This is a genomic window from Bradyrhizobium forestalis (genome assembly GCF_002795245.1).
Lineage (GTDB): Bacteria > Pseudomonadota > Alphaproteobacteria > Rhizobiales > Xanthobacteraceae > Bradyrhizobium > Bradyrhizobium forestalis.
The window spans coordinates 113,872-125,319 of the sequence record NZ_PGVG01000021.1 but is presented as its reverse complement, the minus strand read 5'-3'; the positions used below and the strand labels follow the sequence as shown (position 1 = coordinate 125,319).

General features: G+C 64.6%; 11 protein-coding genes. 8 read left to right on the top strand and 3 right to left on the bottom strand.

Features of this window, described 5'->3' with window-relative positions:
* The 5 genes from CVM73_RS23815 to CVM73_RS23795 form a co-directional block, all read left to right on the top strand.
* Positions 1-1,237 (top strand): serine hydrolase domain-containing protein (locus tag CVM73_RS23815; protein ID WP_100234292.1); only part of this gene is annotated, 1,237 nt, incomplete at its 5' end.
* Between the two features lie 87 nt (positions 1,238-1,324).
* Positions 1,325-2,365, top strand: coding sequence for a hypothetical protein (locus CVM73_RS23810; protein ID WP_100234278.1), 1,041 nt, complete (start codon positions 1,325-1,327; stop codon positions 2,363-2,365).
* 98 nt (positions 2,366-2,463) lie between these two features.
* Positions 2,464-3,345: an AraC family transcriptional regulator gene (locus CVM73_RS23805; protein ID WP_100234277.1), complete on the top strand. Its 882-nt coding sequence runs from the start codon at positions 2,464-2,466 to the stop codon at positions 3,343-3,345.
* 140 nt (positions 3,346-3,485) lie between these two features.
* Positions 3,486-4,148 carry an SRPBCC family protein gene (locus CVM73_RS23800; RefSeq protein ID WP_100234276.1) on the top strand — a complete coding sequence of 221 codons (663 nt, stop codon included), beginning with the start codon at positions 3,486-3,488 and terminating at the stop codon, positions 4,146-4,148.
* Complete coding sequence (locus CVM73_RS23795; protein WP_100234275.1) at positions 4,148-4,510, top strand: ArsR/SmtB family transcription factor; 363 nt, start codon at positions 4,148-4,150, stop codon at positions 4,508-4,510. The genes CVM73_RS23800 and CVM73_RS23795 overlap by 1 nt, the downstream gene beginning before the upstream one ends.
* A gap of 43 nt (positions 4,511-4,553) precedes the next feature.
* Here CVM73_RS23795 and CVM73_RS23790 read toward each other — a convergent pair whose 3' ends face one another.
* Both CVM73_RS23790 and CVM73_RS23785 read right to left on the bottom strand, forming a co-directional pair.
* Positions 4,554-5,294, bottom strand: a complete 741-nt coding sequence (locus tag CVM73_RS23790; RefSeq protein ID WP_158237602.1) for a CPBP family intramembrane glutamic endopeptidase — start codon at positions 5,292-5,294, stop codon at positions 4,554-4,556.
* Positions 5,295-5,435: 141 nt separating this feature from the next.
* A complete protein-coding gene (locus tag CVM73_RS23785) occupies positions 5,436-5,933 on the bottom strand; it encodes a peptide deformylase (RefSeq protein ID WP_100234273.1) in 498 nt (165 codons plus the stop codon).
* A gap of 80 nt (positions 5,934-6,013) precedes the next feature.
* Here CVM73_RS23785 and CVM73_RS23780 point away from each other — a divergent pair, with 80 nt between their 5' ends.
* Together CVM73_RS23780 and CVM73_RS23775 are read left to right on the top strand one after the other, a co-directional pair.
* Positions 6,014-6,598: a TetR/AcrR family transcriptional regulator gene (locus tag CVM73_RS23780; protein ID WP_100234272.1), complete on the top strand. Its 585-nt coding sequence runs from the start codon at positions 6,014-6,016 to the stop codon at positions 6,596-6,598.
* A 93-nt stretch (positions 6,599-6,691) separates the two neighbouring features.
* Entirely contained in the window at positions 6,692-7,270 is a 579-nt protein-coding gene (locus CVM73_RS23775) for a hypothetical protein (RefSeq protein ID WP_100234271.1), read from the top strand.
* Positions 7,271-7,279: 9 nt separating this feature from the next.
* On the opposite strand, the gene CVM73_RS23770 is transcribed toward CVM73_RS23775, so the two are convergent.
* Positions 7,280-7,738 carry a cupin domain-containing protein gene (locus CVM73_RS23770; protein WP_100234270.1) on the bottom strand — a complete coding sequence of 153 codons (459 nt, stop codon included), beginning with the start codon at positions 7,736-7,738 and terminating at the stop codon, positions 7,280-7,282.
* 306 nt (positions 7,739-8,044) lie between these two features.
* Between CVM73_RS23770 and CVM73_RS23765 the strand changes: the two genes are divergently transcribed.
* Positions 8,045-11,377, top strand: a complete 3,333-nt coding sequence (locus CVM73_RS23765; RefSeq protein ID WP_245452414.1) for a DEAD/DEAH box helicase — start codon at positions 8,045-8,047, stop codon at positions 11,375-11,377.
* Positions 11,378-11,448 lie beyond the last annotated feature (71 nt).

Here is an 11,448-nt window from a genome sequence, read left to right as displayed (position 1 = left end):
CACCCAGCCCGCACCCGCCACCTCCACCGACCCCGAAACCCTCGGCTGGATGCGCGGCTTCCCTCCGTCCCCCGACCGCCTCATCACCTTCCAGGACGGCTCGTTCCGCAGCTTTCCCGAACTCCGCTGGGCCTGGAGCAACATCCGCCAACTGGTGCCGACGGTGAACGTCTGGCGCGGGGCGGGGCCGGCGTCTCCGCTGCGGCGCGAAGATCACGACATCGGAACAGTCGCCTCGACCACGATGGACGGCCGTCCCATGACATTCGCAAAGATGCTGGAGGAGACCTACACCGACGGCATCGCGGTGCTGCATCGGGGCAGGCTGATCTATGAGCGCTATTTCGGCGCGCTGAAGCCGCACAAGCCGCATATTGGAATGTCCGTGACGAAGTCGTTCACCGGCGTGCTCGCGGGCATGCTGGTCAGCGAACGCAAGATCGATCCGCAGGCGCTAGTTCCGGACTATGTGCCGGAGCTGAAGGCGAGCGCGTTCGGGGACGCGCACGTGCACGAGGTCATGGATATGACCACGGGGCTTCTCTACACCGAGGTCTATACCGACAAGAACTCGGACGTGTGGGGCCTCAGGCGCGCCAACGGCATGGCGCCGATCCCGGCAGGTTATGAAGGCGCGACCACCATCTTCGATTTCCTCATCGCGCAGAAGAAGCAAGGCGAGCACGGCAAGGCCTTTGCCTACAAGACCGTCAACACCGACGTGCTCGCGTGGATCTGCCGGCGCGCCAGTGGCATGACGCTGTCCGATCTGCTCTCAGAGCGCATCTGGCAGCCGATGGGCGCGGAGGAGGACGCGCATTATCACGTCGACCGCATCGGCACCGAAAGCGGCGGCGGTGGTCTCTCGACCACCTTGCGCGATCTCGCCCGCTTCGGCGAGACCATGCGTAATCACGGCCGCTTCAACGGCCGCCAGATCGTGCCTTCGTCCGTCGTCGAGGACATCGCACGCGGCGGCGACCCCGAAAAGTTCAAGCCGGCTGGCTACACCACGCTGCCCGGCGCGTCCTATCGCAATCAATGGTGGGTCACTCACAACGCCCACGGCGCCTACATGGCGCGCGGCGTCTACGGGCAGGGCATCTACGTCGATCCCAAAGCCGAGATGGTGATCGCGCGCTACGCCTCGCATCCCATGGCCGGCAACGCCGCCAACGACCCCGTCACGCTGCCGGCGTACATGGCGCTCGCCAAGGCGCTGATGGCGGGCGGGTAAGCGATCGGCGGTCTGTACAACGACGGGTTGATTGATATTCTATCTCGAAGGGACGGCTTGGCCCCTCGGGAGGAGGATTGCGTAACGATGCCGCGCAAGATCAAGATCTTCCTGTCCTCCCCGTCGGACGTCTCGACCGAACAGCAGATGGTTGTGGCCCTGGCCAAGGAGATCAATGACGTGATCGCCTTCCTGGCGCCGCAACTCGACGTTCGGCTCGTGGTGCTGCGTTATCAGGACGACGTCTTCCCCGATGCAGGAGAGCCCCAGGAGGTCGTCGACCGGCAGATGCCGCAGGATTACGACATCCATTTGGGCATCATGTGGATGCGGTGCGGGACCAAGACGGCGAGCGCTCCGAGCGGAACAATTCACGAATTTCGGCAGGCTATGAAGCGGCGGGAGGCCACCGGCCGCCCGATCATCATGTTCTATTTCTCTGACGAGAGGCCGGCGGCATTGGCTCGCACGCACGAGGAGCTCGATCAAATGGGAGCGGTGATCGATTTTCGGGAAGAGCTGGCGCAGATCGGCCTGACGATGGTGTATCCCGATCGCGCGAGCTTCAGGGAGCGCGTGAGAGGCGGGCTGCTGCGCGCCGTGTCCGATCTGCTGAATCGCGCGCCCCAGGTCCAAACGGCGACGCTGAGCAAGGAAGCTCCTGTCACGGAAGTGCCTGCAGCAATTGCCAACCTGGCGCGAGAGTATGATGAGGTTCGTGCCACCATGGACAGCGGCGGAGCGCGAACCCAGCGTATGACCGACATCGCGGGACGAATGGTGGCCGAGGCGCCGGCCGCGATCAGGGTGCTCGATCTGCTCAAGGCAAGTGGCTCGGCCGGCGGGCGTCTGGCGGCAATTGCGGCACTCCGGGCGTTTCCGCAAGAGGACCAGCTCGATTGGCTAGCCGACCGGCTGCATCCCCAGCGCGAAAAGCCATTCATCGGTTATCAGGCGGCGATCTCGCTCGCGCAGGCCGTTCGTAGTCTTCCCAAGAGCGCCGACGGCAAGCTCAAAACCGCGATCACAGATGCAACGAAATTCGCAAAGCTCAATCCCAGCGATGCGCCGCGTATCCGGGTGCTGGAGCAAGCGCAACGCGAGCTGCAGATGCGGCAGAAGTCGTAGCCGCCGTCCGGGCGTTCCTCGCCTGCCAAAACCGCAAGATCGGTCGAGCACTGCACGGCCATCAGCCGCTAACTGAAACCCGCCACGGAGGAGGGACGATGAAGGCGGCGCTGCAAAACTATCAGGACCGGATGCGGCGGGTGCTGGACCATATCGACCGGCATCTCGACGATGATCTGGATCTCGACACGTTGAGCGCTGTTGCGGCCTTCTCGAAATTCCATTTCCACCGGCAGTTTTCGGCGACCTTCGGGTTGTCCGTGCATCGCTATGTCCAGCTGGCCCGCCTGAAGCGCGCTTCGCACCAGCTCGCCTACACGGACGCGCAAAGCGTCACGGATATCGCGATGGATGCCGGTTACGACGCACCGGACGCCTTTGCCCGTGCCTTTCGGCAACGGTTCGGGCAATCGCCGTCGTCGTTCCGGAATTCTCCCGACTGGGAGCCGTGGCTTGCGGCCTTCGGGCCTCTCGATATTGCGAGGAGCAAGCTCATGCAGAGAACTTTCACTACCGACGACGTGACGATCCGCGACGTGCCCACCACAAAGGTGGCCATCATGGAGCATCGGGGCGACCCGGCGACGCTGCCCGCCACCATCCAGCGCTTCATCGCCTGGCGCAAGGCGGCCGGCCTGCATCCCAGCACAAGCCCGACCTTCAATGTCTGGCGTTCCGAGCGGCGTCCTGCGCGCCCTGCCGACTACAGCGTGGACCTCTTCGTCGGCACCGATCAGCCGATCGAGGCGAATGGCGAGGAGATCAAAGCCGGCGAGATCCCCGGCGGACGCTGCGCCGTGCTGCGCGTCGTCGGCTACACCGACAATCTGGAGCCTGCCGCGCTCTACCTCTATCGCGACTGGCTTCCGGCCAGCGGCGAGGAGGCGCGCGATTTCCCGATCTATTGCCAGCGGCTCAGCTTCTTCCCGGAGGTGCCGGAGCACGAGACCGTCGCGGACCTGTTTCTGCCGCTGAAATAGCGTCTTTTGGCGGCGGCCTGTCCCTTCGGGTCGATGAAGAAGGGCAGGCCGCTGTCTAAGACCCTCGCGACAATATAAGTATTGACTTATATTAGTGATGATCGATATTCACCCCCGCGCAAACGGTCAGGAGGAACGCAATGCAGATCGATGTCGCCAGGGTCCTGGGGCTTGTGACGCGCTCGGTGAGGAGCTTCGAGAAAGACGGAAAGCCGGCGAGTGCGGTGACGCTGACGCGGCTCTACGACACCAGCGTCGACGATCTCTGGGACGCCGTGACCAGCAGGGAGCGTATCCCGCGCTGGTTTCTTCCGGTCGAGGGAGACCTCGAGCTCGGCGGAAGGTATCAGCTCAAAGGCAATGCCGGCGGCACCATCACGGCGTGTACGCCGCCGACCCATTTCGGCGCGACCTGGGAATTTGGCGGCGCGACGAGCTGGATCGATGTCAGGCTGACAGCCGAGCGAAGCCAGGCGCGCTTGACGCTCGAGCACACCGCGATCATCGAGGACCATTGGAATCAGTTCGGCCCGGGTGCGGTGGGTATCGGCTGGGACCTCGCGCTTGCGGGACTTGAGCGCTATCTTGCGACCGGCGCATCGGTCGACCACGAGACGGCCGAGGCCTGGATGGGCTCGCCCGAGGGCAAGGAATTCATGACGACAAGCGGCGAGTATTGGCGCGCGGCGCATGTCGCGAGTGGGGTCGATCCGGCTTCGGCCAAGGAGCGCTCGGACCGCACCATCGCATTCTATCGCGGCGAGATGCCGCCCGACATCGCACATCCCGGCACCGGCAGCTGATGCACGCCTTCGAAGTCCTCGCCGATCCCGTGCGCCGTCGCATCCTCGAGCTGCTCGGCCGGAACGAAATGGCGTCCGGCGAGGTCGTCGAAGTCATCGGGGGCGAGTTCGGAATCACCCAGGCGGCCGTCTCGCAGCACCTCAAGGTGCTGCGAGAGAGCGGCTTTGCAAGCGTTCGGGCCGAGGCGCAGAGGCGACTCTATTCGGTCGACGTCGCCGGGCTGCGCGCGGTCGATGCGTGGATCGGCCAGTTCAGGAATTTCTGGGAGCCGAAGCTGGACGCGCTGGCGACCGAGATCGCGCGCGGCAAGCGGGAACGTCGTAACGCGCCGATCACCAAGCGGAGCGGGAAGAGGGCTTGATGAAAACGCGCCAAGCGCCATCCGACGGCGTGCAGCCATTGCTCTACATGGCTTGATCGTGTCGCCAGCGTGAACCAACACGCCCACTCCGTGCCATCACCATCGCGGCGAGCATCCAGAAGGCGACGGACAACACGATATGATAGGCGAGGCGCTCCCCCTCGCTCACGGGCGGAGCGAACACGAAGGTCGTCGCAGCCGTCAGCGAGCCGTGCATGAGCATCGCCAGGGGCAGGCTCCCGGTGCGGTCATGGACCCACAGCATCAGCAGCCGATAGGGCGGCAGCACGCCGGCATAGAACGCAATCTGCGACAGCAACATCACGGGCGCGAGCTGGCCGGACGGCGTTCCGCTGCCCCACAGCGCCACGACGAGGTGCCACAATCCCCAGAGGCCACCAACGACGAGGCCAGTTGCGACGAATCCGAGCTGCGATCGCAAGCGAGGTACGGCGAAGCCGGTCCAGCCGATCTCCTCGAACAGCCCGGCGATCAGCCCTGCTGCAAGGCCCGGAAGAAGGATCGCCGCCTTGTCCTCGGCGCCAAAGATCGCCGGCAGAAAGTGAGGCGAGACCAACGTCAAGGCGAGCAGAACCGCGAGAACCGTCAGCGGCGCGATAAACAGTGCGGCGGCATACCAGACGGCACCCACGCGCCATGCCAGCAAGCGCGAAAGCAGCGCGCGCAAGCCTGCTGCGCCTGAGATTTGGATCGTCATGACGATGGCCGCGAGCGATGGGCCAGCGACCATCGTCAGCACGACAGCGGGCAGCAACCGTTGCATCTGCCCGGCGTCCGCCGGGAATCCCTGAGGACCGCCCGCGATCAAGGCGACGCCGCCCCAGGACACAGCGAAAGCCAGTACGTAGAATGAAAGTACGCCGTTCGTTCTGATGAGATCCCGCATTGTCTGCCCGCCGGCGTCTCAGCTGCGCGACAGCTTCTCGAACTTCTTCACCAGCCGCTCCCGCTTCAGCCGCGACAGCCGTTGGATCCAGAATATCCCGTCAAGCTGATCGATCTCGTGCTGATGGCAGACGGCGCGTAGGGCCTCCGATTCCTCGCTTTGCACATTGCCCTCGACGTCCTGGTAGCTGATCCGCACCCGCGCATGGCGCTGCACCTCGTCGTTGACCCCGGGCATCGAGACGCTGCCCTCGCGGTGCATGATCATCTCGGGCGAGGCCCATGTGATCTCTGGATTGACGTAAGTCCGCGCGCCGTCTTTGGCATCGAGCTCCAGCACCACGACGCGCAAGGGCACGCCGATATGCGGCGCGGTGATGCCGATGCCGGGCGCGGCGCGCATGGTCTCGAGCAGGTCGTTTGCGAGGTCACGCAAGGAAGCGTCGAATGCGGTGACGGGGCGGGCCGGCAGCGTGAGCCGGCGGTCGGGATAGCGCACGATCGGGCGAATGGTCATGCAGGCTCGTACCACTCACTCACGGATCATTGAAGCATTCTCGCTTGACAGCCTACCTACTGGAAGGTAGTTAGTTGGTCATGAGCACCGTTTCCTCGACCGCCGACGACATTCTTGCCTGCGCCCGCACGCTGATCATCGCCGGCGGCTACAACGGCTTCAGTTACGCCGACATCGCCGATGTCGTCGGCATCCGCAAGCCGAGCATCCACCACCATTTCGCCAGCAAGGTCGACCTGGTTCGCACCCTCGTGGCGCGCTATCGCGAGGAGGCCCAGGCCGGCCTCTCGGCGCTCGAACGCAATGTCGCTGACCCCGCCGAGCAGCTCAAAAGCTACGTTGCGTATTGGGAGGCGTGCATCAAGGACGCGACGGCTCCCTTCTGCGTCTGTGCGCTCCTTGCCAGCGAGCTTCCCATCCTGCCTGAGGAGGTGGCGCTCGAGGTCCGCGCGCACTTCCGCTCCCTGGCGTCTTGGCTGACATCGGTGATGGAGCGCGGCAAGCGGCAAGGCCGGCTCCACCTCTCCAGCACGGCACGGGTCGAGGCGGAGGGATTCATGGCGACCGTCCACGGTGCGATGCTGTCGGCGCGCGCTTATGGCGATCCAAAGATGTTCGGGACCATCACGCGGCCGCTGCTGGAGCGGCTTTCCACCAGGCACTAACGGGCGAGATCGATACAGGCTGCAGCCGTCAGGGCCGCGCGGCGCTTCCGCTTCGCACGTAAAACGACCAACTAGTAGGTAAGGAGAGAGGCAATGCAATCTCATGAAGTCGCTGCGGATACGGCCGACCAAGCGCAATGGCTCAAGCAGTACTACTTCCTGCGTGCCGCGTTCTCCGTCGCCTGGGTCATCGCGGCCTTCGCGATCGCGCCGTCGTCGGCGGTGATCGCAGCGACGTTGCTCGTCGCCTATCCGGCCTGGGACGCCGCTGCCAATTGTCTCGACGCGCTCTGCAGCGGCGGCTTGAACCAGAACCGCACGCAGGGGCTGAACGTGCTGGTCAGCTTGGCGACCACCATCGCGGTCGTCCTGGCGTTGCAGGTGAGCATGAACTGGGTGCTCGGAATCTTCGGGGCCTGGGCGATCCTGTCTGGATTGCTCCAGCTCGGCACGGCCGTGCGGCGCTGGAAGCGTGTCGGCGCGCAGTGGGCCATGGCACTCAGCGGCGGCCAATCGGCCTTGGCGGGCGGCTTTTTCATGTTTCAGGCCACGATGCCTGCGGTGCCGTCGATTGCGAATGTCGCGGGCTATGCTGCGGTCGGCGCGCTCTACTTCCTGGTCTCGGCGGTGTGGCTCACGGTCGGCACCTGGCGCCGCAGCGCGGCCCTGTGAGCCGCTCTGTCACTCCGGATAAGGCGTGCCGTCCCTGTGCAGGAAGCGGCCGTCGGATGCCGGGCTCATCATGTCGATGTCGGAGCAGGTGATGAGGTCGGCTTGCGAGCGCGAGCCGACCTCGAGATAAACCGCCGCCACGCTCGACCTGTTGATCATGTGATGACCGTTGCCGCTTGCCTTGGGGAAGGCTGCGCAATCGCCGGCGCGCAGCACGGTTTCGCCGCCATCCTCGATCAGCGTCACCTCGCCTTCGAGGATGTAGACGAACTCGTCCTCGTGCGAATGCCAGTGCCGCTGGCTCGACCACCCGCCCGGCGGCAGGCGCATCAGGTTGACCCCGAAATCCGACAGACCTCCGGCATCGCCGAGCCGCTTGCGAATGCGCTCGGCGCAAGGCGCGTTGAAGGGCGCCGGATAGCCTGAGCCCTTGCGGGCCGGGACGGCAGCGATGTCGATCTTTGGCATGCGGAGATTCCGATCGTTGGTAGCTGTGGTGGGCGCGTTCGGCGAAGCATCTTGCCGTTCATGCCGGATCTTGGCGAGATCTGAGCATCGGACCGCGCAGGATGCGTGGCGCAGCGAAGGGGGAGGACGTTCGATCGTGGTAAGATCGAGTTCGGCGTGGTGATGGCATGGACGGTGTTTTCGACTTTCTTCCATGCGAGCAAGAGGAAACCGCCGTCGAACAGCACCTCAGTCGAGCTTGCGCCGCCTGAAACAGGGCTGTTCGCAAGCCGTAGGGGTGGCTACAACGACCCTGGCCGAGCGGCTATGCTGAAAGCTGAAAACCGGATCCTGGAATTGTTGCAAGTGCTCTCGGACGTTCTCAAGCGCAAGTCGATCTACAGTTACTTCAGCCGGTCGGCGATGGAAAAGGCGGTCGCCTATCAGGCGCAGGGTCGCGTCTCGAACCTGAAGGTCAGCGACGACCTGAAACACGTCACGGCGGAGGTGCGCGGGAGCGGGTCCAACCGATATCACGTGGATATCGCATTGCAGTTCAGCGGTGACGAACTCACCGACCTCGATGGCGATTGCAGTTGTCCGATGGACTACAATTGCAAGCATGTCGCCGCAACCCTGCTGGAGGCCCTGAGCGGGAAGGAGGCCTCGGCGCCGCGCCCCCAAGCTGCCCGCAACGTACCCACGGCGCCTCCGATGCTCTCTTCCGAACTCACCAGCTGGATCGACGGCGTCGGCCGGGCGGCCCGGGGCGGCGCCGGTGGGGATGAGAGCCAGTGCTTGCTGTACTGCCTGGAGCCATCCGATCATGCGATGCCGAGGCTGGAACTGTCCTTGCGGTCCGTCCGCGTGCTCAAGGGCGGTGGTTTCGCTGACAACTTCACCAGTCCCATTCTCGCCGAGTTCAAGGTTGAACGGGCGCCGAAATACTTCCGTGACGTCGACATCGAGATCGTCAAGCAAGCGGCCGCCGGCGTCCGCAACTATTTCGAACAGGGACCCTATCCGGAGGACCTGCTGAAGCGGATGGTTGCAACGGGCCGGGCGTTTTGGCTGGATCACAAGCGCAAGCCGTTGACGTGGGGGGATGCACGCGAGGGCCGGATCGAGTGGCAGCAGGCGGGCAAGCGCGATGTCGTCCCTCATCTCGTCGTGGCCGGCGCGCTCGCACTCAATGCCGAGCCGCCGGTCTATGTCGATGAGGGCGCGGGAGTGATCGGCCCGGTGCAACTCGACCTGCCGCCGCGGTTGGCCTTCCAGCTCCTGTCGGCTCCGGCGATTCCACGCGCGCAGGTGGAGGAGGTTTCGCGCCGCCTCGGTCAAAAGCTGCCGCAGCTCCATCACGGCCTCTTGCCGGCGCCGCCGACCGTTGCGGTGACCATTGAAGAGGACCCCCGTCCGATTCTGCGGCTGCGGCGCGGTCAGGTCTCGAGCTATTATTATTACAGCGGCCGCAACGAAGTGCGCGGCCCGGTGGCCGTCGCCAGTCTCGGATTTCGCTACGGCGGGTTCGATATCGATCCGGCCCAAAGGGGGGCCCTGGTGGAGTTGTTTCAGGCGGGGCAGTTGTTCGCGATCAGGCGGCGCCAGAGCAAGGAACGGCAGGCCCGCAAGCGGCTGACCGATATCGGTCTCGTTGCTGCGAGGACGGCCCTGCCGGCCCTCGATTTCCGTCATGCGCCGGATTTCACGCTCAGCGACCAGAGCGGCTGGTTCGACTTTCTGGCGCAGCACGCCGAGCAGTTGCGGGCAGATGGCTTCGATATTCTGATCGACGACGATTTTCCGTACCGGCTTGCGGACTCCTCGGGCGACTTCGATGCCGCGCTGGAATCGAGTGGCATCGACTGGTTCGAGCTGGAACTCGGCATCGACATCGACGGTGAGCGCCGAGACCTCGCCCCGCTCGTTGCCGCGCTGGTCTCGGCGCCCGGCTTCACGCCGGACCGGTTGAAGCAACTCGCCGATAAGGGCGAGCGGTTCTATCTGCCGCTGACCGACGGCCGCCAGCTGGCTCTGGCCGCCGATCGCTTCCTTCCGTTGGTGCTGGCGTTGCACAGCCTGCACCTGAGCGGCACTCTCGCCGACGGCTCGAAGAAGATCAGGCTGTCGCAAGCGGAGGTCATTCCGCTGCTGGGAGTGGAGAACGAGAGCTTTGTCTTTCGCGGGGCTGACAATCTCCGTCGTCTCGCCAACCTGCTTCAGGTTCGGGGATTGGCCGCGCCGGACCTTCCGCCGACGTTCCGTGCGACGCTTCGGCCCTATCAAGCCCAGGGCGTCGCCTGGCTCGATCTGCTCCGCGAGAGCGGATTGGGCGGCGTCCTGGCCGATGACATGGGGCTCGGCAAGACAATTCAGATCCTGGCGTTGATCGAGCTGGAGAAGCAGCGCGGGCGGCTCACGAGGCCTGTGCTGGTCGTCGCGCCGACGAGCCTGATGACCAACTGGTCGGCCGAAGCCCAGAAATGCGCGCCGGATTTGAAGGTGCTCGTCCTCCAGGGGCCCGACCGCAAGGAGCGGTTCGCGGCCATTGCCGAGCATGATCTCGTGCTGACGACATATCCTTTGATCGCGCGGGATCGGGAGGTGCTTCTGACGCGGGAATGGCACATCGCCGTGCTGGACGAAGCGCAGACCGTCAAGAATCCCGATGCCGCCACCACTCGCTGGTTGCGCGACGTCAAGGCGGCACACCGCTTCTGCCTCACGGGCACGCCGATGGAAAATCATCTCGGCGAGCTGTGGTCGATCATGAGCTTCGCAAATCCGGGTTATCTTGCGGACAAGGCGGCGTTCGCGCGCCAATGGCGCACGCCGATCGAGAAGCGCGGTGACAAGGTTCGTGCCGCGGCGCTGGCGCAGCGCGTCAAGCCCTTCCTGCTGCGTCGGACCAAGGCTGAAGTGGCGACGGAACTGCCGCCCAAGAGCGAGATATTGGAGACGATCGTGCTCGAAGGGCCGCAGCGCGATCTCTATGATTCGGTACGGCTGTCGATGTCGCGCAAGGTTCGCCAGGCCATCACAGAGCGTGGCCTGGCCAAGAGCCACATCGTGGTGCTGGAGGCCCTGCTGCGCATGCGGCAGGCCTGTTGCGACCCCGCGCTCTTGAAGTTGCGGGACGGCGTCGAGCGGCCGTCGGCCAAGCTCGAGCGCCTGATCGAGATGGTCTCGGAGCTGCTGAGCGAGGGCCGGAAGATCATTGTCTTCTCCCAGTTCACCTCCATGCTGGATCTGATTAGGAAGCGTTTCGAAGACGACGGCATGCGTTACAGCCTTCTCACCGGCGACACCAAGGACCGCAAGACCGCGATCGAAGCCTTTCAGAACGGCGCGGCCGAGGTGTTCCTGGTCAGTCTGAAGGCGGGTGGCGTGGGCCTCAATCTCACCGCTGCCGACACCGTGATCATCTTCGATCCCTGGTGGAATCCCGCCGTCGAGGAACAGGCCATCGATCGTGCCTACCGGATCGGGCAAGACAAGGCGGTGTTCGTTTACAGACTTGTCGCCGCCGGCACGATCGAGGAGAAGATGGACGAGCTCAAGGACCGAAAGCGGGCCCTGGCCGACAGCCTGTTCGAACGCGAGGGACAGATATCTTCGGCGCTCACCGAGGACGACGTCAAGGCCTTGTTCGAGGCTTGAGCGAGCGCGGCGCTGCGGTGAGCGCGGCCGGCCTTGGCCTCTGGGCCTGATGCTCTCGAATGGAGGATGTT

Bases quoted from the DNA above. Each gene is read 5' to 3' on its own strand.
- CVM73_RS23810 (WP_100234278.1), top strand. From the start codon at position 1,325: ATGCCGCGCAAGATCAAGATCTTCCTGTCCTCCCCGTCGGACGTCTCG.
- CVM73_RS23805 (WP_100234277.1), top strand. From the start codon at position 2,464: ATGAAGGCGGCGCTGCAAAACTATCAGGACCGGATGCGGCGGGTGCTG.
- CVM73_RS23800 (WP_100234276.1), top strand. From the start codon at position 3,486: ATGCAGATCGATGTCGCCAGGGTCCTGGGGCTTGTGACGCGCTCGGTG.
- CVM73_RS23795 (WP_100234275.1), top strand. From the start codon at position 4,148: ATGCACGCCTTCGAAGTCCTCGCCGATCCCGTGCGCCGTCGCATCCTC.
- CVM73_RS23790 (WP_158237602.1), bottom strand. From the start codon at position 5,294: ATGCAACGGTTGCTGCCCGCTGTCGTGCTGACGATGGTCGCTGGCCCA.
- CVM73_RS23785 (WP_100234273.1), bottom strand. From the start codon at position 5,933: ATGACCATTCGCCCGATCGTGCGCTATCCCGACCGCCGGCTCACGCTG.
- CVM73_RS23780 (WP_100234272.1), top strand. From the start codon at position 6,014: ATGAGCACCGTTTCCTCGACCGCCGACGACATTCTTGCCTGCGCCCGC.
- CVM73_RS23775 (WP_100234271.1), top strand. From the start codon at position 6,692: ATGCAATCTCATGAAGTCGCTGCGGATACGGCCGACCAAGCGCAATGG.
- CVM73_RS23770 (WP_100234270.1), bottom strand. From the start codon at position 7,738: ATGCCAAAGATCGACATCGCTGCCGTCCCGGCCCGCAAGGGCTCAGGC.
- CVM73_RS23765 (WP_245452414.1), top strand. From the start codon at position 8,045: ATGCTGAAAGCTGAAAACCGGATCCTGGAATTGTTGCAAGTGCTCTCG.